16 protein-coding genes are annotated in these 22631 nt (G+C 65.5%); 10 read left to right on the forward strand and 6 right to left on the reverse strand.

The features are described 5' to 3' along the window. Window positions 1–42: 42 nt before the first annotated feature. On the reverse strand, window positions 43–1713 hold the full coding sequence (leuA, locus tag L6D89_RS09610; RefSeq protein WP_236174168.1) for a 2-isopropylmalate synthase: 1671 nt from the start codon (window positions 1711–1713) through the stop codon (window positions 43–45). 400 nt (window positions 1714–2113) lie between these two features. Here leuA and L6D89_RS09615 point away from each other — a divergent pair, with 400 nt between their 5' ends. The 5 genes from L6D89_RS09615 (at window position 2114) to L6D89_RS09635 (ending at window position 7375) form a co-directional block, all read left to right on the forward strand. Continuing rightward, entirely contained in the window at window positions 2114–2572 is a 459-nt protein-coding gene (locus tag L6D89_RS09615; RefSeq protein WP_236174167.1) for a DUF2946 domain-containing protein, read from the forward strand. 105 nt (window positions 2573–2677) lie between these two features. Then, window positions 2678–4774, forward strand: a complete 2097-nt coding sequence (locus L6D89_RS09620) for a TonB-dependent copper receptor (RefSeq protein ID WP_236199489.1) — start codon at window positions 2678–2680, stop codon at window positions 4772–4774. Window positions 4775–4827: 53 nt separating this feature from the next. Beyond that, window positions 4828–6198 carry a PepSY-associated TM helix domain-containing protein gene (locus L6D89_RS09625; protein ID WP_236199490.1) on the forward strand — a complete coding sequence of 457 codons (1371 nt, stop codon included), beginning with the start codon at window positions 4828–4830 and terminating at the stop codon, window positions 6196–6198. Window positions 6199–6326: 128 nt separating this feature from the next. Next, window positions 6327–6833 (forward strand): copper chaperone PCu(A)C, encoded by a 507-nt coding sequence (locus L6D89_RS09630; protein WP_236199491.1) that lies wholly within the window; start codon window positions 6327–6329, stop codon window positions 6831–6833. Further along, window positions 6833–7375 (forward strand): GNAT family N-acetyltransferase, encoded by a 543-nt coding sequence (locus tag L6D89_RS09635; protein WP_236199492.1) that lies wholly within the window; start codon window positions 6833–6835, stop codon window positions 7373–7375. Before L6D89_RS09630 ends, L6D89_RS09635 begins: the two co-directional genes overlap by 1 nt. On the opposite strand, the gene L6D89_RS09640 is transcribed toward L6D89_RS09635, so the two are convergent. The 4 genes from L6D89_RS09640 to xseA form a co-directional block, all read right to left on the reverse strand. Beyond that, window positions 7356–7745, reverse strand: coding sequence for a DUF2809 domain-containing protein (locus L6D89_RS09640; protein WP_236174162.1), 390 nt, complete (start codon window positions 7743–7745; stop codon window positions 7356–7358). The genes L6D89_RS09635 and L6D89_RS09640 overlap by 20 nt on opposite strands. Next, window positions 7745–8581, reverse strand: a complete 837-nt coding sequence (locus tag L6D89_RS09645) for a M23 family metallopeptidase (protein ID WP_236199493.1) — start codon at window positions 8579–8581, stop codon at window positions 7745–7747. The genes L6D89_RS09640 and L6D89_RS09645 overlap by 1 nt, the downstream gene beginning before the upstream one ends. Before the next feature lie 217 nt (window positions 8582–8798). Continuing rightward, the gene (locus tag L6D89_RS09650) at window positions 8799–9554 is read right to left on the reverse strand and encodes a M15 family metallopeptidase (protein ID WP_236199494.1); all 756 of its coding nucleotides are present in this window, start codon (window positions 9552–9554) and stop codon (window positions 8799–8801) included. Between the two features lie 6 nt (window positions 9555–9560). After that, a complete protein-coding gene (gene xseA, locus L6D89_RS09655) occupies window positions 9561–10940 on the reverse strand; it encodes an exodeoxyribonuclease VII large subunit (RefSeq protein ID WP_236199495.1) in 1380 nt (459 codons plus the stop codon). 148 nt (window positions 10941–11088) lie between these two features. On the opposite strand from xseA, the gene guaB reads away from it, so the two are divergent. The 4 genes from guaB (at window position 11089) to tadA (ending at window position 16513) form a co-directional block, all read left to right on the forward strand. After that, window positions 11089–12558 carry an IMP dehydrogenase gene (guaB, locus tag L6D89_RS09660; protein WP_024762983.1) on the forward strand — a complete coding sequence of 490 codons (1470 nt, stop codon included), beginning with the start codon at window positions 11089–11091 and terminating at the stop codon, window positions 12556–12558. A 119-nt stretch (window positions 12559–12677) separates the two neighbouring features. After that, the gene (gene guaA, locus L6D89_RS09665) at window positions 12678–14255 is read left to right on the forward strand and encodes a glutamine-hydrolyzing GMP synthase (protein WP_236199496.1); all 1578 of its coding nucleotides are present in this window, start codon (window positions 12678–12680) and stop codon (window positions 14253–14255) included. A 342-nt stretch (window positions 14256–14597) separates the two neighbouring features. Continuing rightward, entirely contained in the window at window positions 14598–16001 is a 1404-nt protein-coding gene (locus L6D89_RS09670) for a multicopper oxidase family protein (RefSeq protein ID WP_236174157.1), read from the forward strand. Next, window positions 15989–16513, forward strand: a complete 525-nt coding sequence (gene tadA / locus L6D89_RS09675; RefSeq protein ID WP_373874939.1) for a tRNA adenosine(34) deaminase TadA — start codon at window positions 15989–15991, stop codon at window positions 16511–16513. The genes L6D89_RS09670 and tadA overlap by 13 nt, the downstream gene beginning before the upstream one ends. Before the next feature lie 353 nt (window positions 16514–16866). On the opposite strand, the gene mltF is transcribed toward tadA, so the two are convergent. Further along, window positions 16867–18345, reverse strand: a complete 1479-nt coding sequence (mltF, locus tag L6D89_RS09680; RefSeq protein ID WP_236174155.1) for a membrane-bound lytic murein transglycosylase MltF — start codon at window positions 18343–18345, stop codon at window positions 16867–16869. Window positions 18346–18635: 290 nt separating this feature from the next. On the opposite strand from mltF, the gene purL reads away from it, so the two are divergent. Continuing rightward, window positions 18636–22532, forward strand: coding sequence for a phosphoribosylformylglycinamidine synthase (gene purL, locus L6D89_RS09685; protein ID WP_236199497.1), 3897 nt, complete (start codon window positions 18636–18638; stop codon window positions 22530–22532). The last annotated feature ends 99 nt before the right edge of the window (window positions 22533–22631 follow it).

A 22631-nucleotide genomic window follows, 5' to 3' on the forward strand; every position in this document is an offset into this window, starting at 1 on the left:
CACGAGGCGTCCGGGGCAAAGGGGACTGCTGTATTACCAGGCTTACGCGGCTTTCGCGTGGCCCAGCGTTACGGCGCGGTTCAGGGCGCTGAACAGCGCACGGAAGCTCGCGGTGGTGATGTTTTCATCGATGCCGATGCCGTGCAGCGAACGACCACCCTCGACACGCAGTTCGATATAGGCGGCCGCGCGGGCATTGGTGCCGGCGCCGATGGCGTGCTCGTTGTAGTCCATGATCTCGACGTCCACCGGCAGCGAGGCGACCAGGGCTTCCAGGGTGCCCTTGCCCTTGCCGTGCCAATGGTGCTGCTCACCCTTGTGGGTCACGTCGATATCGATGGCGCAGGTACCGTTCTCTTCCTGCAGGCGGTAGTTCTTCAGGCCGAACGGAGAAACGGCCTGCAGGTACTCGGTCTGCAGCAGGGTGTAGATCTGCTCGGCAGTCATTTCCAGGCCGAGGCGGTCGGTCTCGTTCTGCACGACCTGGCTGAACTCGATCTGCATGCGGCGCGGCAGGCTGATGCCGTATTCCTGTTCGAGCAGGAAGGTGATGCCACCTTTGCCGGACTGGCTGTTCACACGGATCACCGCCTCGTAGCTGCGGCCGATGTCCGCCGGGTCGATCGGCAGGTACGGCACTTCCCACACGGCGTCTTCCTTCTGCTGGGCGAAGCCTTTGCGGATGGCATCCTGGTGGGAACCGGAGAAGGCGGTGTGGACCAGGTCGCCGACATACGGGTGACGCGGGTGCACCGGAATCTGGTTGCACTCTTCCACCACCTTGCGCACGGCATCGATGTCGGAGAAGTCCAGCTCGGGATCGATACCCTGGGTGTACATGTTCAGCGCCATGGTCACCAGGCAGAGGTTGCCAGTGCGCTCGCCGTTACCGAACAGGCAGCCTTCTACACGATCGGCGCCGGCCATCAGGGCCAGTTCCGACGCGGCCACGCCAGTGCCACGGTCGTTGTGGGTGTGCAGGCTGATCAGCACGCTGTCGCGCTTGTTGATCTGGCGGCCGAACCACTCGATCTGGTCGGCGTAGTTGTTCGGCGTGGCGCACTCGACGGTAGCGGGCAGGTTGAGGATCAGGCGGTTCGCCGGAGTCGGCTGGAACACGTCGATCACCGCGTTGCACACCTCGACGGCGAAATCGGTCTCGGTGGAGCTGAACACTTCCGGCGAATATTCGAAGCCCCACTGGGTTTCCGGCGCGGCGTCGGCCAGGCGCTTGATGGTCTGGCCTGCGGCCACGGCGATGGCTTTCACGCCAGCCTTGTCCTGGTTGAAGACGATCTTGCGGAAGCTCGGTGCGCAGGCGTTGTAGTAGTGGACGATGGCTTTCTTCGCGCCCTTGAGGGACTCGAAGGTGCGCTCGATGAGATCGTCGCGGGCCTGGGTCAGCACCTGGATGGTGACGTCATCGGGAATGTGGCCGCCCTCGATCAGCTCACGAACGAAGTCGAAGTCGGTCTGCGAGGCGGACGGGAAGCCCACTTCGATTTCCTTCAGGCCGACCTGCACCAGGCACTTGAAGAAGCGCATCTTCTTCTCGGCGTCCATCGGCTCGATCAGCGACTGGTTGCCGTCGCGCAGGTCGGTGGACAGCCAGATCGGCGCCTTGTCGATGATCTTGTCCGGCCAGGTGCGGTCGGGCAGGGTGATCTGGGTGAAGGCACGGTATTTCTTCGACGGGTCTTTCAACATGCTCATGAGCGGAATCCTTGTTCTCTGCGGCCTGCGGGGCCTGCGCAAATAAAACGAAATGAGGCGAAACCGGGGGAGGGGGCTCAGCCACGCAGTCGCGGGCTGACCAGGCGCAGGCAGGCGTGTTGGCGAAGCAGGATGAGGGTGTGTGCGGTTTTCATGAGTGCCAAGCTAAAGGCCTCGGAGATCAATGGCAAGCATTTGGGGAAATTTGGTAGAAAAAGTCTATTACTGCATTTTTGCGATGATTAATTGTTGGTGATGTTGATTTTCAGCAATTATTCCTAGCGCTTAACGCTGTGCTTAACTGATTCTGCGTCCACGTGCCGCAGCGGAGCTTTGTAACTCCGTGCGATCATTGCGCACCCCCGCCGCAGGTGGGGCATACCCTGCTCAAGGACATTTCGTGACCCGTCGCACTCGACAAGGCGTAGGCACCTGGCTGGCGTTGTTCGCCATGCTGATGATCTATGTCGGCCCGCTGGTTTCCCAGTCGATGCCGATGGATCACGCCATGCCCATGGATCACGTCATGCCGATGGAGCATGGCAAGGCCATGGACCATGGTGCGGCCGTCGCCGCCATGGACGAAATGGCCTGTTCGGATGGGCACCGGGCTGCTGCACAACACGCGGCACCGACTTCCCACGGCGAACAGCCGCTCACCGCCGACGCCTTCATGGAGAAGTGCGGCTATTGCAGCCTGCTGATCCACAGCCCGCCGCTGACTCCGCCGCCAGTCCTGCTTGACCACGGCCTGCCCACCGCCGGCGCCCCTGTCGTCCAGCTGCTTTCCTCGCGCATTCCCGATTCGCCGGTCTTTCCCGGCGCCCGTTCCCGCGCACCCCCGCTCCTGATCGGCTGACCTGCAATCCCGACTCCCCGACCCCGGCGCGGATGCCTGCATTCGCTAGCGCGCCGTGCGAGTACGTGTGGAGCGGGCGTCATCACTGATCATGGAATTCATGGAATGTCCCGCATGCCTATGCGCCGTCGGCAAACTGCCGTCGGCCTGCGCGCCCTGTGCGCGCTGACCGCCCTCGGCGGTTTCACTGCCGTCCCTGTGCTGGCCGAGGAAGAAGATCACTCGGCGCATGTCACTGAGCTGTCTCCCAGCGTCATCACCGCCGTGGCGCAGAGTTCGCCGTTGACCGTGGTCACTGATCCGAAGCAGCCGCGCCAACCGATCCCCGCCAGCGACGGCGCCGACTATCTCAAGACCATCCCCGGCTTCTCCTCCATCCGTAACGGCGGCACCAACGGTGACCCGGTGCTGCGCGGCATGTTCGGCTCGCGTCTGAACATCCTCACCAACGGCACTACCATGCTCGGCGCCTGCCCGGCGCGGATGGACGCGCCGACCTCCTATATCTCCCCGGAGACCTTCGACAAACTCACCGTGGTGAAAGGTCCGGAAACCGTGATCTGGGGGCCGGGCGCCTCGGCTGGCACCATCCGTTTCGACCGCGAGCCGGAGCGCTTCGGCGAGCTGGGCATGCGGGTCAACGGCAGTCTCACCGCTGGCTCCAATGGCCGCTTCGACCGGGTGCTGGATGCGGCCGCCGGCGGACCATTGGGTTACCTGCGCGTCACCGGCAACAAGTCCCAGTCCGACGACTACGAGGACGGCAGCGGCAATACCGTGCCCTCGCGCTGGAACAAGTGGAACGGCGACGTGGCTGTGGGCTGGACGCCGGACGCCGACACCCTGGTCGAACTCACCGCCGGCAAGGGCGATGGCGAAGCGCGTTATGCCGGACGCGGCATGGACGGTTCGCAGTTCAAGCGCGAAAGCCTCGGCCTGCGTTTCGAGAAGTCCAACATCGGCGAGGTGCTCGACAAGCTGGAGGCGCAGGTCTACTACAACTACGCCGACCACGTGATGGACAACTACAGCCTGCGCACGCCCTCGGGCATGGGCATGATGGCCGGCCCCATGGCCTCCAATGTCGACCGCCGCACCCTCGGCGGGCGCCTGGCCGCTACCTGGCGCTGGGACGATTTCAAGCTGATCACTGGCGTCGACGCGCAGACCAACGAACACCGTGAGCGCAGCGGCATGGGGATCAATACCTATGACGAGCAGCCGTGGGACAAGGACGCCGTGTTCCACAACTACGGCGCGTTCGGCGAACTGACCTGGTATGCCGCCGACCGCGATCGCGTGATCACCGGTGCGCGCCTGGACCGCGCTTCGGCCAAGGATTACCGGCAGAGCTCCGGCTCGGGGATGATGGCGATGCCCAACCCCACTGCCGACGACACGCGCGCCGATACCTTGCCCAGTGGCTTTGCGCGCTACGAGCACGATCTGGCCGACACGCCGACCACCCTCTACGTCGGCCTCGGCCACGTGCAGCGCTTCCCCGACTACTGGGAGCTGTTCTCCCCGGACAAGGGCCCGAGCGGCTCGGTCAACGCCTTCGACAGCATCAAGCCGGAGAAGACCACCCAGCTGGACTTCGGTGCGCAGTACGAGGACGAGAAGCTCAAGGCCTGGGCGTCGGGCTACGTCGGTGTGATTCGCGACTACATCCTGTTCGACTACATGCCCGGCGGCATGATGGGCCGCACCTCCCAGGCGCGGAACGTCGACGCCCGCATCATGGGCGGCGAACTGGGCGCGGCCTACGCGCTGACCAGCAACTGGACCGCCGACGGCACCCTGGCCTATGCCTGGGGCAAGAACACCACCGACGACACCGCGCTGCCGCAAATGCCGCCGCTGGAGGCACGTTTCGGCCTGACCTACGAGGAAGGCGACTGGAGCGCTGGTGGTCTCTGGCGCGTGGTCGCGCACCAGGGCCGCATCGCCGAGAACCAGGGCAACGTGGTCGGCTACGACTTCGACGAAAGCCCCGGTTTTGCGGTGTTCTCGCTCAACGGCGCGTACAAGCTGAGCAAGAACCTCAAGGTCAGCACTGGCGTCGACAACCTGTTCGACAAGGACTACGCCGAGCACCTGAACCTGGCGGGCAACGCCGGCTTCGGCTATCCGGCCAACGACCCTGAATCGATCCACGAGCCGGGACGCACGTTCTGGACCAAAGTGGACTTCTCGTTCTGATGCCCGACCGGCCCCCGCTGGTCGGGGGCCTCCTTGCGTGAGGAGATCAACGAATGCAGAACAAGACATTCGACTTCTACAACCTGGCCTGGCGCTGGCACTTCTATGCCGGGCTGTTCGTCGCACCGTTCATGATCCTGCTGTCGCTGACCGGCATCATCTATCTGTTCAAGCCACAGCTCGACCCGCTGATGTACAGCGACCTGCTGCAGGTGAAACCGGGAGAGATGCGGCTGTCCGCCGATGAGCAACTGATGCACCTGCGCCACCAGAACCCGCAGTTGCAGGTCAGCCAGTATTTGCCGGCACCGGCCGCCGACCGCAGCGCGCAGTTCGTCGCCCAGCTCGATGGGCGCGAGGTGAATGCCTTCGTCGATCCCTACAGCGGCAAGCTGCTCGGCGTGCAGGACGCCAAGTCCAATCTGCAGGCCATGGCCCGTGCGCTGCACGGCGAGCTGATGATCGGCACGGTCGGCGACCGGCTGATCGAGCTGGCCGCCGGCTGGGGCATCGTATTGGTGGTCTCCGGCTTATACCTGTGGTGGCCGCGCAAGCGTTCCCTGCGCGTGCTGCTCTGGCCGGACCTGTCGCGTCGCGGCCGTGCGCTCTGGCGCGAAGTCCACGTGGTGGTCGGTTTCTGGGGCTCACTGCTGATGCTGTTCATGCTGCTCACCGGCATGACCTGGACCGGCTTCTGGGGCAAGACCTTCGCCGACGTGTGGAACCGTTTCCCGGTGGCCATGTGGAACGAGGTGCCCAAGTCGGACCTAGAGGCGCGCACGCTCAATCAGGCGCACCGCCAGACCATTCCCTGGGCCATGGAAAACACCCCGATGCCGATGTCCGGCGGCGCCCACGCCGAACACATGGCCCACGGCTCCGGCGGCATGGCAATGCCGCAGATCAGCCTGCAGCAGGTGGTCGATACGGCCGACAAGGCCGGCGTGACACCGGGCTATGCCGTCGCATTGCCCAAGGGCGCCGAGGGCGTATTCACTGTCTCGGTGTTCGCCGACGACTCGCGCAACGATGCCACCCTGCACATCGACCAGTACACCGGCAAGGTGCTCGCCGACGTGCGCTGGAAGGACTACGGGCTGGTGGCCAAGGGCGTCGAATCCGGCGTGATGTTGCATGAAGGCAAGATGTTCGGCCTGTTCAACCAGCTGCTGATGCTCGCGGTCTGCCTGATGATCCTGCTCAGCGCCGTCAGCGGCCTGTGGATCTGGTGGAAGCGCCGCCCGCAGGGCCGCCTCGGCGTGCCGCCGATGCCCCATGCGCTGCCGGTGTGGAAGGGCGGGGTGGCGATCATGCTCATCCTCGGCAGCGCCTTCCCGTTGGTGGGCGCATCGCTGCTGCTGGTATGGGCGCTGGACTGGGCGGTGCTGTCGCGCTTCAAGCCGCGCAGCCCGGCGCTGGGCTGATGCGTACCTGTTTCAACCTGACGCCTGCCGCGAGGCAGGCTATGCTGCGGCGCGATCGTTGCGCCCGCGGCCCGATGTTTTATCGCCCTTGTGGCGGATCTGATCACAAGCCAACTGGAGTCTCGAACATGCGTAAAACCCTGCTCGCTTTCGCTGTCCTGCTGGGCTTCTCCGGCGCCACCATGGCCCACGAATACGAGGCCGGCAACCTGCACATCGACCACCCGTGGTCGCTGCTGCTGCCGGCCAACTCGGTGAACGGCGCCGCCTACTTCATCGTGCAGAACCACGGCAAGGACGCGGACCGTCTGCTCGGCGCCGATACCGATCGCGCCGCCAGCGCCGAAATCCACCAGCACGTGGAGAAGGACGGCATGATGAAGATGCAGAAGGTCGAGGGCGTGGATATTCCTGCCGGCGGCAAGGTCGTCTTCGCGCCTGGCCAGTACCACCTGATGCTGTTCGGCCTGAAGAAGCCGCTCACCGATGGCGAGCGCTTCCCGCTGACCCTGCACTTCCAGAAGGCCGGTGACGTGAAGGTCGAGATCGCCGTGCAGAAAGAAGCCCCGCTCTCTAAAGGAGCAGAGGGGGGCACCGACATGGGCCACGACATGCACGGCATGAAGATGAACTGATGAGCGACCGGCTCCTGCGCCCCTTGGTGTGGGCGCAAGACGGCGAGTGGCTGCTGGGTTTCGACGGCAGCTACTCGAGCGACTCGATCCTGCGCATCGAGAGCGCCGCCGATGGTTTCATCCTGCGCGAGGAGCGTCTGGCCGAGACGCAGACCAAGCGCTATCCCTTCGCCGATCTGAAGGATGACGTCACGGCGGCCGACTGGACCGCCGTGGTCGTCGACGAAGAAGGCGAGCGCCTGGGCTTCGCCATCGCCCACTACGAAATCTGGAATCGCCGCGCGGTGCTGGACGACCTGTTCGTCCTCCCCGAGGCGCGCGTGTTGGGTGTAGGCAAGCAACTGCTGGACGGTTGCCTGGACTGGGCGCGCGGCACCGAGGCGCGCCACCTGTGGCTGGAAACCCAGAATCTCAACCTGCCGGCGGTGGGCTTCTACCGCTCGCGCGGCTTCGCCCTCAGTGGACTCTCCACTGACCTCTACGACCCGGCGCACGTGCTGCCCGGGGAAATGGCGCTGTTCTTCAGCTACCCGCTGGCCTGAGGGCCATGCGCGCCTGTCGCGCCACAAGGATCAGCGCGAAGCCGATGCAGTAGGCCAGTACATCCAGCCAGTCCGGCGTGGCGCCCAGCACGATGCGCAATGCGCGGTTGCCGATCTGCCAGTGGAAGGTTGCGGCGAGGAACTGGCCGAATTCGATCAGCAGCCCGCAGGCCAGCGCCGCTGCGGCCAGCCAGTGCGCGGGAGCATCCAGCGCGGCGCGCAGCAGGCAGTACAGCCAGATCACCGCCAGCACGTCGCCGCCAAAGCCGCGCAGCCAGCCAAGGTGCGCGCCGGCCGTGGCCAGCCAGACGAGTACGGCAAACCAGAGCAGCGCGAAGATCGCGCTGCGTCCATCGAAACGAAGCTGCATCAGGGCTTGAACGCGCCGATGAAGATCGCCGGATCGACGCGGGCGTCGTTCAGGCTGACGTTCCAGTGCATGTGCGGCCCGGTGGCGCGGCCGGTGGCGCCGACACGGCCGACCACGCCACCGCGCGGGAGCTGATCGCCTAGCTTCACGTCGATCTTCGACATATGGCAGAACATGCTGATGAAGCCCTGGCCGTGGTCGACAAACACGGTGTTGCCGTTGAAGAAGTAGTTGCCGATCAGGATTACCTTGCCGGCGGCCGGTGTCTTGATCGGCGTGCCGGCGGGCACGGCGAAGTCGAGGCCCGAGTGCGGGTTGCGCTCCTCGCCATTGAAGAAGCGGCGCAGGCCGAAGGGGCTGGAGAGCGGGCCGTTGACCGGCTTGTCGAGTACCAGGTTGCTCGGTGTGCCGGGGCTGAAGCTGCGGTACGCGGCGGTCTGCTCGGCCAACTCGCGGTTGATGCGCTTGAGGTCTTCGGGCAGCGGGTTCACCTGGCGGGTGTTCTTCAGGGTGATGCGCTGCTCTTTATAGTGCTTGGCGCCAACGCTGAAGCCGAGGTTGCGGCTCGCGCCGGCCTGCTTCACGGCGATCTGCTGGTTGCCGGTCTTGGCGGTCAGCGGGATGCCGACGATGGCGATCCAGTCGCGGCCTTCCTCACGCACCACCAGCACCGGCTTGCCCTGGAAGGTGGCGGTGGGCACGGCGGCATCCTGACCCAGTTGCACCACGGCGACACCGCCGGGCACCGGCTTGTTCAGGGTACGGCTAATGAAGCCTTCGGCGTGGACGTGCAGGGCGAGGAGGGTGGCGGCGAGCAGGCAGAAGAGTCGGAGCATGGCGCAATCCGTGGACGTGTCGGCGGATGAAGCGGGCAGTCTACACGGCGCTCTTCGGCGAGCGGGACGATTTCGTCGAAAGCGGAATCCAGTTGTACTGCCGATCAATCCAGGAGCACCAACGTAGGATGGGTGGAGCGCAGCGATACCCATCGATAACTCAACTGCGCCTATTGATGGGTATCGCTGCGCTCCACGCCATCCTACAAAGCGACTGCTACCGGTGCAGGCCCTCGAGCTGCTGGCGCCACAGCTGTTCCAGCGGCAGTACCTGTGCCGGGCCGTAGACGGCGTGGGGCTTGCCCAGATGAGCGGCCCACAGCTGGTCGCCATAGTCGTAGTGCCACCACTCACTGGAGAGGTTGCTGAAGCCCGCCGCGTGCATGGCATTGAAGAGGATTCGGCGGTTGTCACGGATACGCTGCTGCGATTCGTCGGGCTCGGAAATCTCTTCGTAGTGGCGGGTATACGAGCGTGGCGTGGCCTCGTCGAACAGGCTGCCCATGTCCAGCCAGCGGCCTTCGCGGTCGCACAGGGTGAGGTCGATGGCGCCGCCGGTGAGGTGCGGGCTGGGTGATTCCGTGCGGGTACTGGGCGGGGCGACGAATTCGCGGGTGCGCCGGGTCAGTTCGGCGGGGTCGGCGTCCGGCTGGTGCTGGTGGAGGATGTCGTAGAGCGTGTCGTACAGATGCTGCTGCACGGCAAACGGCCGCCAGGCGTCGAGGATGACCAGGCGCAGGCCGTCGGGCAGCAGGCTGGCCGCGTGCAGCAGGCGCTCGAAGACTTCCGTGCGGGCATAGCATTCCGGCTGCGCGTTGGGCACGCCGAGGCGGTGGTACGCCGGCCATACGCTGAATCCGCTGGCGATGCTCAGTGCCTGCAACGGCTGGTCGCATTCGATGATCGGCACCCGGAAGGCCTCGGCCCAGTCCGGGTCGGGTTGCGGCAGGATCGGCGCGAGCAGGTCGGTCATCGGCAGTCAGTCCAGCAGGGAAAGGGTGACGGGCGCCTGGTGGTTGTCTTCCACGCGCACTTCCAGCTCGCCGTCGCCCAGCCTGGCCTTGAGGCGCTGGCCGTTCTTCGTCTGCGCCGCGCTGCGGATGGCCTGGCCCTTGTCGTCGAGCAGGATGCTGTAGCCACGGCCGAGGGTCGCCAGCGGGCTGACGATGTGCAGCGTCTGCATCAGGCCATCCAGGCGCTGGCGCTGTTCGCGGAGCATGGCTTTGGTGGCGCGCGGCAGGCGGGCGCTGAGGTTGTCCAGGCGCTGGCGCAGCAGGGCCAGGTTGCGGCCGGGATGTTGCGCGGCGAGGCGGGTATCCAGGCGCGCCACGCGCTCCTGGCGGATCTGCAGCTGGCGCTCGAAGGCGCGGCGCAGGCGCATGTCCAGGTCGTCCAGGCGCTGGGACTGCTGGCGCAGGCGCTCGCCGGGGTGGCGCAGGCGCCGGGCGCTGCCTTCCAGGCGCAGCCGTTCGCGGGTCAGACGGTCCTGGATGCGCAGGATCAGCCGGCGGCGCAGGCTGTCCAGGCGTTGTTGCAGGTCGCCGCTGTGGGGCGCCAGCAGCTCGGCGGCGGCCGAGGGCGTCGGTGCGCGTACGTCGGCGACGAAATCGCTGATGGATACGTCGGTTTCGTGGCCCACGGCGCTGACGATGGGCGTCACGCAAGCGGCGATGGCGCGGGCCACCGGTTCCTCGTTGAAGCACCAGAGGTCTTCCAGCGAGCCGCCGCCACGGGCCAGGATCAGCGCGTCGAAGCCCTGCGCATCGGCCAGCTTGAGCGCGCGGACGATCTGCCCGATGGCTTCGCGACCCTGCACGGCAGTGGGGATCAGGGTCAGCTCGACCTGTGGGGCGCGGCGGCGGAACACACTGATGATGTCGCGGATCACCGCGCCGGTGGGCGAGCTGACGATGCCGATGCGCCTGGGATGCGCAGGCAGTTCCTGCTTGCGTTCGGCGGCGAACAGGCCCTCGGCGGCGAGCTTTTCCTTCAGCGCCTCGAAGGCCAGGCGCAGCGCACCATCGCCGGCGGGTTCGACGGTATCGGCGATCAGCTGGTAGTCGCCCCGCCCCTCGAACAGCGAAACCTTGCCGCGCACCCGCACGGCCAGACCGTCGCGCAGGGCCTGGCGCACGCGCAGGGCGTTCTGGCGGAACAGCGCGCAGCGTACCTGGGCATTGCTGTCCTTGAGGGTGAAGTACATATGGCCGGATGCGGGGCGGGCGAGGTTGGAAATCTCGCCTTCGACCCAGACCTGCGGGAACACGTCCTCCAGCAGGTGGCGGGCGCGCTGGTTGAGCTGGCTGACGGTCAGAACCTCGCGGTCGAGGCCCAGCCGTTGAAAGGGATCTTTCTGCATGGCGAAGGATGATAAGCGGGCCTGTGGACAGGGGCCAGCGCGTAAGCCAGATAAAGACTGCATTCAGATCGTCTGGTTACGTTGAGCCGCACCCCTCAGCTGGGATATAATGCCGCGCTTCCATTTTTCCCGATCGGGAGCCCCCGCCATGCTGCGCATCAGCCAAGAAGCCCTCACTTTCGACGACGTCCTCCTGATCCCAGGTTATTCGGAAGTCCTGCCCAAGGACGTGAGTCTGAAGACTCGCCTGACCCGTGGCATCGAACTGAACATCCCGCTGGTGTCCGCCGCGATGGATACCGTGACCGAAGCCCGCCTCGCCATCGCCATGGCGCAGGAAGGCGGCATCGGCATCATCCACAAGAACATGAGCATCGAGCAGCAGGCTGCCGAAGTTCGCAAGGTCAAGAAGCACGAGACCGCCATCGTTCGCGACCCGGTCACTGTGACCCCGTCGACCAAGATCATCGAGCTGCTGCAGATCGCCCGCGAGTACGGCTTCTCCGGCTTCCCGGTGGTGGAAGAGGGTGAGCTGGTCGGCATCGTTACCGGCCGCGACCTGCGCGTGAAGCCGAACATCGGCGACAGCGTGGCCGCGATCATGACCCCGAAGGACAAGCTGGTCACCGCCCGCGAGAACACCCCGCTGGAAGAGATCAAGGCGGCGCTCTACGAGAACCGCATCGAGAAGATGCTGATCGTCGACGAGAACTTCTACCTCACTGGCCTGGTGACCTTCCGCGACATCGAGAAGGCCAAGACCTACCCGCTGGCGTCCAAGGATGACCTGGGTCGCCTGCGCGTCGGCGCAGCGGTCGGCACTGGCGCCGATACCGGCGAGCGTGTTTCCGCCCTGGTCGCTGCCGGCGTTGACGTGGTTGTCGTCGATACCGCCCACGGCCACTCCAAAGGCGTGATCGATCGCGTCCGCTGGGTCAAGGAAACCTTCCCGCAAGTCCAGGTCATCGGCGGCAACATCGCCACCGGCGAAGCGGCCAAGGCACTGGCTGACGCTGGCGCCGACGCCGTGAAGGTCGGCATCGGCCCGGGCTCCATCTGCACCACCCGTATCGTCGCTGGCGTCGGCGTGCCGCAGATCTCCGCCATCGCCAACGTCGCCGCCGCCCTCGAAGGCACCGGCGTTCCGCTGATCGCCGACGGCGGCATCCGTTTCTCCGGCGACCTGGCCAAGGCCATGGTGGCTGGCGCCTACTGCGTGATGATGGGCTCGATGTTCGCCGGTACCGAAGAAGCGCCGGGCGAGATCGAACTGTTCCAGGGCCGCTCCTACAAGTCCTACCGTGGCATGGGCTCCCTGGGCGCCATGGCCGGTTCCACCGGTTCCTCCGACCGCTACTTCCAGGACGCCTCCGCCGGCGCCGAGAAGCTGGTGCCGGAAGGCATCGAAGGTCGCGTGCCCTATAAGGGCCAGCTGACCGCCATCGTTCACCAGCTGATGGGTGGCCTGCGTGCCGCCATGGGCTATACCGGCAGTGCCGATATCCAGGACATGCGCACCAAGCCGCAGTTCGTGCGCATCACCGGCGCCGGCATGGCCGAGTCCCACGTCCACGATGTGCAGATCACCAAGGAAGCCCCGAACTATCGGGTGGGCTGACGCCCACGGCTTCAAGCTTCAGGCGGCAAGCTACAAGCCAGAGCGCTGTGGCTGCCGCTGCGCTCTTTCCATCTTGCAGCTTGCGGCTTGAAGCTTGCAGCTGCCTCGTAGAGGCCCCCATGTCCCAAGACATTCATGCTCACCGGATCCTGATCCTCGACTTCGGCTCCCAGTACACCCAGCTGATCGCCCGCCGCGTTCGCGAGATCGGTGTGTACTGCGAGATCCATCCGTTCGACATGAGCGACGACGAAGTTCGCGCCTTCGCCCCTCGCGGCATCATCCTGGCCGGCGGCCCGGAGTCGGTGCACGAAGCCAACAGCCCGCGCGCGCCGCAGGCCGTGTTCGACCTGAAGGTGCCGCTGTTCGGCATCTGCTACGGCATGCAGACCATGGCCGAGCAGATGGGCGGCAAGGTGCTGGGTTCTGACCTGCGCGAATTCGGCTACGCCCGTGTCGACGTGGTCGGCAAGGCTCGCCTGCTGGATGGCATCGAGGATTGCGTCAGTGAAGACGGCGTGTTCGGCCTCGATGTGTGGATGAGCCACGGCGACAAGGTCACCGAGATTCCCGAAGGCTTCCACATCCTCGCCAGCACCCCGAGCTGCCCGATCGCCGCCATGGCTGACGACGTCCGTGGCTACTATGGCGTGCAGTTCCACCCGGAAGTGACCCACACCAAGCAGGGCGGTCGCATCCTCTCGCGCTTCGTGCTGGACATCTGCGGCTGCGAAGCCCTGTGGACCCCGTCCAACATCGTCAATGACGCCATCGCCACCGTTCGCGCCCAGGTGGGCTCGTCCAAGGTGCTGCTGGGTCTGTCCGGTGGTGTGGACTCCTCGGTGGTCGCGGCGCTGCTGCACAAGGCCATCGGCGACCAGCTGACCTGCGTCTTCGTCGACAACGGCCTGCTGCGCCTGCACGAGGGTGACCAGGTGATGGCCATGTTCGCCGAGAACATGGGCGTCAAGGTGATCCGCGCCAACGCCGAAGAGAAGTTCCTCAGCCGTCTGGCCGGCGTCAGCGACCCGGAGCAGAAGCGCAAGATCATTGGCGGCAGCTTCATCGAAGTCTTCGATGAGGAAGCCACCAAGCTGAAGGACGTGAAGTTCCTCGCCCAGGGCACCATCTACCCCGACGTGATCGAGTCGGCCGGCGCCAAGACCGGCAAGGCCCACGTGATCAAGTCGCACCACAACGTCGGCGGCCTGCCCGAAGACATGCAGTTCGAACTGGTCGAGCCGCTGCGCGAGCTGTTCAAGGACGAAGTCCGCAAGATCGGCCTGGAGCTGGGCCTGCCCTACGACATGGTCTATCGCCACCCGTTCCCGGGCCCGGGCCTGGGCGTGCGCATCCTGGGGGAAGTGAAGAAGGAATACGCCGACCTGCTGCGTCGCGCGGACCACATCTTCATCGAAGAGCTGCGCAACTTCGACTGGTACCACAAGACCAGCCAGGCCTTCGTGGTGTTCCAGCCGGTGAAATCCGTCGGTGTGGTCGGTGATGGCCGCCGCTACGCCTGGGTCGTCGCCTTGCGTGCCGTGGAAACCATCGACTTCATGACCGCTCGCTGGGCGCACCTGCCGTACGAGCTGCTGGAGAAGGTCTCGAACCGCATCATCAACGAGATCGAGGGCATCTCCCGCGTCACCTATGACGTGTCGAGCAAGCCGCCGGCAACCATCGAGTGGGAATGATCGGAGACGTCTGAAAACCTGTTTCGATCTGCTGCGTGTCGGCCGTAGGGTGCTTTCCGCCTACTACGGTTCTAGCTCGCGAGATCGAAGTCAGGTTTTAACGTTTCCTTAACGAGGAAAGCGGCAATCTCGCCGCTTTCTTCGACAGGCCAGGACGGGGATACCTGTCCTTGACCTGGCGCATGAGAGGCGTTCGTGCCTTCATGCACAGTTGTCTTCTGCTTTCGATGTGGAAGCAGAGCAGTGCAGCCGGCCGCACGAGCCTGGCGCCGGGCGCTAAACGCGCCAACCTCCGTGAAAGCCGATGGGGTCGCAAGTCCCTTGTTTGAGGAGTCTGGACCCATGTCGTTTACCCGTAGACAAGTACTCGGTGGCCTCGCTGGCCTGGCCGTCGTCGGCCTGGGCGCCGGTGGCGCGCGCATCTGGCTGGCGCGCCCGCAGGTAGCCGCCGAGCACGATTACGAACTGATTGCCGCGCCGCTCGACCTGGAGCTGGTGCCTGGCCACAAGACACCCGGCCTGGGCTATGGCGGCCAGGCCCCCGGTGTGGAAATCCGCGCGCGCCAGGGCGACTGGCTGCGCGTGCGTTTCACCAACAAGCTGGACGAGCCGACCACCATCCACTGGCACGGCATCCGCCTGCCCATCGAGATGGACGGCGTGCCCTACATTTCGCAGCCGCCGGTACAGCCGGGCGAGAGCTTCATCTACCAGTTCAAGACGCCGGACGCCGGCAGCTACTGGTACCACCCGCACCTGATGAGCAGCGAGCAGCTGGGCCGTGGCCTGGTCGGGCCGCTGATCATCGACGAGCGCGAGCCGACCGAGTTCACCAGCGAAAAGATCCTTAACCTGAAGACCTGGCACGTGGACGAGGAGGGCAACTTCACGCCCTTCAGCGTGCCGCGCGAGGCCGCGCGCGAAGGCACTCGCGGACGCCTGTCGACCATCAACGGCGAGCGTACCCCGGTAATCGAACTGCCGGCCGGCGAGATCGTCCGCGTGCGCATCCTCAACGTCGACAACACCGTGACCTACCGCCTCAACCTGCCGGACGCGGAGGCGAAGATCTACGCCATCGATGGCCACCCGGTGGAGCCGCGGGATTTCGGCAAGGGACCCAACGACCAGTACTGGATCGGCCCGGGCATGCGCCTGGAGCTGGGCATCCGCGGCCCGGCGGAAGGGACCGAGCTGTCGCTGCGCAATGGCCCGGTGCGCCTGGCGACCATCCGCGGTGTGGCCAATCCGAAAGCGCCCACGGCCAAGTGGCCGGCGCCGCTGCCGCACAACCCGGTGGCCGAGCCGGACCTGAAGAACGCCGAGACCATCAATTTCAAGTTCGAGTGGGTCGGGGCCATGTCCGACTACTCCAAGGGCCAGTCTGCGCCGTCGCTGTGGCAGATCAACGGCGTGGCCTGGCAGGGCGGCGAGGAGCACAAGCACAACGCGCCGCCGCTGGCCAAGCTCAAGGAGGGCAACAGCTATATCTTCGTGCTGCGCAACATGACCCAGTACCAGCATCCGATCCACCTGCACGGCATGGCCTTCAAGGTGCTGGATTCGGATCGCCGCGACATCATCCCGTACTTCACCGACACCTACCTGTTGGGCAAGAATGAGACGGCCCGCGTGGCGCTGGTGGCGGATAACCCCGGCCTGTGGATGTTCCACTGCCACGTGATCGATCACATGGAGACCGGCCTGATGGGAACCATCGCGGTGGGCGAGGCATGGTGCGGCTGACCAACAGCAAGGGGCATCCGACGGTGAAGGGGCTGGCGCCGGTCATCGACCGCAGCCAGGACATCCCCTTCATGCGCGAGGCAATGGCCCTGGCCGAGCAGGGCGCGGCGCTGGGCGAAGTGCCGGTGGGCGCCGTGCTGGTGCTGGACGGCCAGGTCATCGGCCGTGGCTTCAATCGCCCGATCACCGCCCACGACCCCAGTGCCCATGCGGAAATGGTCGCCATCCGCGAGGCCGCCGCGGCCGCGCAGAATTACCGCCTGCCCGGCAGCACGCTCTACGTCACCCTCGAACCCTGCAGCATGTGCGCCGGCCTGCTGGTGCACTCGCGCATCCAGCGCGTGGTGTTCGGTGCCACCGAGCCCAAGTCGGGTGTGGTAGTCAGTCGGGGCAACTTCTTCGAACAGGATTTCCTCAACCACCGCGTGCTGGTGGAGGGCGGAGTGCTGGGGGAGGAGTGCAGCGCGATGCTCTCGGCCTTCTTCAAGGCGCGCCGCAAGGGTTCTTTGTAGGAGCGGGCTTGCTCGCGAATCTGCTCAGCCTTGCGCAGCGCTTGGCCTATCGCGGATAAATCCGCTCCTGACTAATGCTCGACATCCGCGTAGGAGCAACTGTCTTCTCTGGATAGTCCGTTGCTGCGTTTTCCGCCCTCACCCCAGCCCTGGCTGCGCGCCCCGCTCCTCAGGGAGAGGGGGCAGTCCGAGCCGACTGACGCGAAGGTTTCATCCTGCACTGAACGGTCCCCTCTCCCCTTGGGAGAGGGCTACGGTGAGGGATGGCCCAAGCGCAGAGGTATCTCGTAGGAGTGGACTCCGTCCGCGATCGATTCGACGTGTCACGTTGGCGAGTCAGTGAGGTTGAAGCCTCAGAGCTTCTGGTCCCGCGCGTCGTCGCCGTCGTCGGGCTTGGTCTTGTTCACGCCTGGCAGGTGCAGGCCGCTCTCGGCGAGCTGGCCGCCTTCCATCTGCGGCTGGGTCACCCAGGTAAGGATGTCGTAGTAACGGCGCACGTTCTGCACGAAGTGCACGGTTTCGCCGCCGCGCGCATAGCCGTAGCGCGTCTTGCGGTAGTACTGCTTCTGCGCCAGGCGCGGTAGCATCTTCTTCACGTCGAGCCACTTGTTCGGGTTCAGGCCTTCCTGCTCGGCCATCTTGCGCGCGTCGTCCAGGTGCGCGCCGCCGATGTTGTAGGCGGCCAGTGCGAACCACATGCGGTCCGGGTCCTTGATGCTGTCGGGCAGCTCGTCCTTGATCTGCACGTAATACTTGCTGCCGCCCTGGATGCTCTGCTTCGGGTCCAGGCGGTTGGCCACGCCCATGGCCTGGGCGGTGCGGTTGGTCAGCATCATCAGGCCGCGCACACCGGTCTTGGAGGTCGCGTCGGGCTGCCACATGGATTCCTGGTAGCCGATGGCCGCGAGCAGGCGCCAGTCGGCCTCGAGCTTGGTGCCGCTCTGGCGGAAATGCGGCTCGTACTTGGGCAGGCGCTGTTGCAGGTGCTGGGCGAAGGTGTAGGCGCCGACGTAGCCGAGTACGTCCACATGACCGTAGTAGCGATCCTTCAGGCGTTGCAGCAGTCCATCCTGCTTGGCCTTGTCGAGGAAGGCGTTGACCTTCTCCAGCAGGCTGTTGTCGTCGCCAGCCGGCAGCGCCCAGGCCAGGCCCTTGGCATCGCCGAGGTCGAAGGCGACGCGCACGTTGGGGAAATAGACCTGGTTCATCGCCAGTTCGTTGGAGTCCACCAGGGTCAGGTCGATCTCGCCGACGTCCACCATGCGCAGCAGGTCGACCATTTCGTCGGCGTCGGACTCGCGGTACTCCAGTTTGGGGTACTGCTTCTTCAGTTCGGCCAATTGCGCGGCGTGGCTGCTGCCTTTGAGGACGACGATGCGTTTGCCCACCAGGTCTTCGGGGCGGGTGGGGCGCTGCGCGCCGTTGCGGTAGACGACCTGTGGGGTGACGTCGAGATAGGAGTGCGAGTAGCGCACCTGGGTGTCGCGCTCGCCGCCCGGCGTCAGGCCGGCGGCCGCCAGGTTCGGTCCGCCGTCGCGGCCGATGCGGTCGTAGAGATCGTCGATGTTGTCGGCGGTTTCGATCTGCAGCTGGACGCCCAGGCTGTCGGCAAAGCGCTTGGCCAGCTCGTATTCGAAGCCGGTATCGCCGTTGCGGTCCTGGAAGTAGGTGGCCGGACTGTTGCGGGTGATCACGCGCAGCACGCCGTCCTTCTGCACGCGCTCGAGGGCCGTCGGGGCTTTCGCCTCGCTACAGCCGGAAAGCAGCAGAAAGATACAGGTCGCCAAGATCCAGGCGGTGCAGCGCACACGGGACACAGTCAGGGCAAGCATCGGGGCAGTATACGCAAAGGCCGTTGTGCGCCATATCTCGACAGGTCGAAGCTTCTCTGCTAGCCGGGGCACCGTTCGTCGGCATTTTTCTCGCTGAAGGCCGTGGGGCGGGGCTTTTTCCTACGCCGCTCGAAGGCCTTCGAAGATGAGTGGCGCTATCCGCCGGAGCAACGGCAAGGAAGGCACTTGAAAGGTGCCTCCGCGCAACGCTTTACGGTAGAATGCACGGCCTCTGTGGGCCGGCCCGTCCGGCCCCACACACTTCCCCGTCTCCAGAGGCTGTTCCGACAATGCTGATCCTGCGCGGTGCTCCCGCCCTTTCCGCTTTCCGCCACGGCAAACTGCTCGACCTGCTGACCCAGCATGTACCCGCCGTCACCGGGCTGTATGCCGAGTTTGCGCACTTCGCCGAGGTCACCGGAGCCCTCAACGCCGAGGAAGAACAAGTCCTGGCGCGCCTGCTGAAATACGGCCCGAGCGTCCCGGTTCAGGAGCCCGCCGGCCGCCTGTTCCTGGTCCTGCCGCGCTTCGGCACCATCTCGCCGTGGTCGAGCAAGGCCTCTGACATCGCCCGCAACTGCGGCCTGGCCAAGATCGAGCGCATCGAGCGCGGGATCGCCTACTACGTCACTGGCGAGTTGAGCGAGGCCGACGCACAAGCCGTCGCCGCCCGCCTGCACGACCGCATGACCCAGCTCGTGCTCAACGAGCTGGAGCAGGCTTCTGCGCTGTTCAGCCACGCCCAGCCCAAGCCGCTGACCGTGGTCGACATCCTCGCCGGCGGTCGCGCCGCGCTGGAGAAGGCCAACCTCGAGCTGGGCCTGGCCCTGGCCGAAGACGAGATCGACTACCTGGTGAAAAGCTTCGTCGAGCTGGGCCGCAACCCGCACGACGTCGAACTGATGATGTTCGCCCAGGCCAACTCCGAACACTGCCGCCACAAGATCTTCAACGCCAGTTGGGACATCGACGGCCAGGCTCAGGACAAGAGCCTGTTCGGTATGATCAAGAACACCTATGAAATGCACCGCGAAGGCGTGCTGTCCGCGTACAAGGACAACGCCGCGGTGATGAAGGGTTACGTCGCCGGGCGTTTCTACCCGAACGCCGAGACCCGCGAATACGCCGCCAGCGAAGAGCCGGTGCACATCCTGATGAAGGTGGAGACCCACAACCACCCGACCGCCATCGCTCCCTTCCCCGGCGCCTCCACCGGCTCCGGCGGCGAGATCCGCGACGAAGGCGCGACCGGTCGTGGCGCCAAACCGAAGGCCGGCCTGGTCGGCTTCACCGTCTCCAACCTGAACATCCCCGGTTTCGAGCAGCCCTGGGAAGTGCCTTACGGCAAGCCCGAGCGCATCGTCACTCCGCTGGACATCATGATCGAAGGCCCGCTGGGCGGCGCCGCGTTCAACAACGAATTCGGCCGCCCGAACCTGGCCGGCTACTTCCGTACCTTCGAACAGTCCATCGCCACCCCGCGCGGCGAAGAAGTCCGTGGCTACCACAAGCCGATCATGATCGCCGGCGGCATGGGCAACATCCGCGAAGACCACGTGCAGAAGGGCGAAATCTCGGTCGGCGCCAAGCTGATCGTGCTTGGTGGCCCGGCCATGCTGATCGGTCTGGGCGGCGGTGCCGCTTCCTCCATGGCCACCGGCGCTTCCGCCGCTGACCTGGACTTCGCCTCGGTGCAGCGCGAGAACCCGGAAATGGAACGCCGCTGCCAGGAGGTCATCGACCGCTGCTGGCAGATGGGCGAGAACAACCCGATCAAGTTCATCCACGACGTGGGTGCGGGCGGCATCTCCAATGCCCTGCCGGAACTGATCAACGATGGCGGCCGCGGCGGCCGTTTCGAACTGCGTAACGTGCCCAACGACGAGCCGGGCATGAGCCCGCTGGAAATCTGGTGCAACGAGTCGCAGGAGCGCTACGTGATGTCGGTGGACGCCGCCGACTTCGAAACCTTCAAGGCCATCTGCGAGCGCGAGCGCTGCCCGTTCGCCGTGGTCGGCGAAGCCACCGAAGAGATGCAGCTCACCGTCGCCGACAGCCACTTCGGCAACAAGCCGGTGGACATGCCACTCGAAGTGCTGCTCGGCAAGCCGCCGCGCATGCACCGTTCGGTCACCCGCGAAGCCGAACTGGGCGATGACTTCGCCGCTGCCGGCCTGGACCTAACCGAGTCCACCGAGCGCGTGCTGCGCCACCCGGCGGTGGCCAGCAAGAACTTCCTGATCACCATCGGCGATCGCACCATCACCGGCCTCGTTGCGCGCGACCAACTGGTCGGCCCGTGGCAGGTTCCGGTGGCCGACTGCGCCGTTACCGCCACCAGCTTCGACGTCTATACCGGCGAAGCCATGGCCATGGGCGAGCGCACCCCGCTGGCCGTGATCGATGCCCCGGCCTCCGGCCGCATGGCCATCGGCGAGACCATCACCAACCTGGCTGCCGCCAGCATCGACAAGATCTCCGAGATCAAGCTGTCCGCCAACTGGATGGCCGCCGCCGGCCACCCGGGCGAGGACGCGCGCCTGTACGACACCGTCAAGGCGGTCGGCATGGAGCTGTGCCCAGCGCTGGGCATCACCATCCCGGTGGGCAAGGACTCCATGTCCATGAAGACCCGCTGGCAGGATGGCGACGCCGAGAAGAGCGTCACCTCGCCGATGTCGCTGATCATTTCCGGCTTTGCCCCGGTCAACGACGTACGCAAGACCCTGACGCCGCAACTGCGCCTGGACAAGGGCGAGACCGACCTGATCGTCATCGATCTCGGCCGCGGCAAGAACCGTATGGGCGGCTCCATCCTTGCCCAGGTCAACGGCCAGATCGGCCGCGCAGCGCCGGACGTCGACGATGCCGAAGACCTCAAGGCCTTCTTCGCCGTTATCCAGGGCCTGAACGCCGACGGTCACCTGCTGGCCTACCACGACCGTTCCGACGGCGGCCTGATGGCCACCGTGGTGGAAATGGCCTTCGCCGGCCACTGCGGCCTCGACCTCAACCTCGACGCGCTGGCTGAAAACCGTGACGAGCTGAGCGCTGCGCTGTTCAACGAAGAGCTGGGCGCGGTGATCCAGGTTCGCACTGGCGCCACGCCGGAAGTCCTCGCCCAGTTCAGCGCTGCCGGCCTGGAAGACTGCGTTGCGGTCATCGGCCAACCGGTCAACACTGCCGAGATCGACCTGTCCTTCAACGGCGAGCGTGTTTTCAGCGCCCAGCGTCGCAACCTGCAGCGCATCTGGAGCGAGACCAGCTACCGCATCCAGCGCATGCGCGATAACGCCGACTGCGCCGATCAGGAGTTCGACGGCTTGCTGGAAGAGGGTAACCCCGGCCTGTCGGTGAAACTCAGCTTCGACGTCAACGACAACATCGCCGCGCCCTACATCAAGAAGGGTGTGCGCCCGCAGATCGCCATCCTCCGTGAGCAGGGCGTCAACGGTCAGGTGGAAATGGCCGCGGCCTTCGATCGCGCCGGCTTCGCCGCTGTCGACGTGCACATGAGCGACATCCTCTCCGGCCGCATCAGCCTGGAGCAGTTCAAGGGCCTGGTGGCCTGCGGCGGCTTCTCCTACGGCGACGTCCTCGGCGCCGGTGAAGGCTGGGCCAAGTCGATCCTGTTCAACGCCCGTGCCCGTGATGGCTTCCAGGCCTTCTTCGAGCGCAAGGACAGCTTCGCCCTCGGCGTGTGCAACGGTTGCCAGATGATGTCCAACCTGCACGAGCTGATCCCCGGCACCGAGTTCTGGCCGCACTTCGTGCGCAACCGCTCCGAGCAGTTCGAAGCGCGCGTGGCGATGGTCCAGGTGCAGGAATCGCAGTCGATCTTCCTGCAGGGCATGGCCGGTTCGCGCCTGCCGATCGCCATCGCCCACGGTGAAGGCCATGCGGAATTCGAGAGCGAAGAGGCACTGCTGGAAGCCGACCTGTCCGGTACCGTGGCCCTGCGTTTCGTCGACAACCTGGGCAAGGTCACCGAAAGCTACCCGGCCAACCCGAACGGCTCGCCGCGTGGCATCACCGGTCTGACCAGCCGCGATGGCCGCGTCACCATCATGATGCCGCACCCGGAGCGCGTGTTCCGCGCCGTGCAGAACTCCTGGCGTCCGGACGAGTGGGAAGAGGACGGCGGCTGGATGCGCATGTTCCGCAACGCCCGCGTCTGGGTCGGCTGAGTCCGCGCCGATGCGACACGAGAAAGGGGAAAGCTTCGGCTTTCCCCTTTTTCTTTGCCCGGCCTCTGGAGGACAAGGTCTTGGCTGACCAGGAGATAC

It is taken from the genome of Pseudomonas pseudonitroreducens, from assembly GCF_021603645.1.
Classification (GTDB): Bacteria; Pseudomonadota; Gammaproteobacteria; order Pseudomonadales; family Pseudomonadaceae; genus Pseudomonas; species Pseudomonas pseudonitroreducens.